This is a genomic window from Treponema sp. R6D11, assembly GCF_054786075.1.
Genome location: NZ_BDHD01000509.1, coordinates 1 through 879, shown reverse-complemented (window position 1 = coordinate 879; position 879 = coordinate 1). Strand labels below are relative to the sequence as shown.

Here is an 879-nt window from a genome sequence, read left to right as displayed (position 1 = left end):
GCTGACCTTCCTCAAGTTGTTCCAACGACTTCAGGTATTCTTCCTGTAACTGAGTTTGAATGTTTTCTCCCTTTGCCGGACTCGTGTCCGAGCTCACTTCCTTTTCTGCCATTTTCGTTCTTCCCTTAATTATTTGTTATTACCTGTATCAATTTCTCATAAACTTGAATAATGGTCAAGTCGGAAGTATCCAAATATTGCACTCCTTCCGCTATTTTAAGGCTTCCTTCGGCCTTATTCCTGTCCATTTCGTCGCGCTGTAAAATGGCGGTTTTTTTCTCCTTTAGGCTTAATTTTGACACCCCCTGCTCGAAGCGCCTTTTTGCCCTTGAATCGGCGGACGCGTCAAGGTAGAAGCGGTACGGGGTGTCCGGGAAGACCACGGTGGTCATGTCCCTGCCCTCCACCACAATATCCAACCCTTTTGACAAAAAACGTATTAAATCATTGACTATGTGCCTTACGGGGACTATCGAGGAAAGGGGGGACGAATATTTGTCGATTTCATCGGTATGAAGAAGGTCGGTAACGTCCTGCCCGTCAAGGGAAACGCGGTCTTTTTTGTAGGATATTTTGATATTTTTGGCGAATTCTATCACTTTTTCGCCGTCGGAAATGTCGATTTTCGCCCTTAAACAGCCCAAAGTTATCGCCCTGTAAAGGTTTCCCGAGTTGATATAGGTAAAATCCATCTTTTCCGCCAGAAGTTTGGCGATTGTGCTTTTTCCCGAGCCCGCGGGGCCGTCAATAGCGATTACCATGTATCCCTCATTGTAACCCGATTAACTCCTTTTGTGTAAGGGGTCTGGAACTGCCTTCAGGCAAATCTCCCAGTAAAACGCCCCCTATCCTTACCCTGCGGAGGCCGGACGGGTGCAG

Annotated in this window: 1 protein-coding gene; it reads right to left on the bottom strand. The window is 47.0% G+C overall.

All coding sequences use genetic code 11. The annotated features are described in order from the left end of the window. Positions 1-125: 125 nt before the first annotated feature. Positions 126-761, bottom strand: coding sequence for a (d)CMP kinase (gene cmk / locus ACYVTD_RS14315; protein ID WP_461248394.1), 636 nt, complete (start codon positions 759-761; stop codon positions 126-128). Positions 762-879 lie beyond the last annotated feature (118 nt).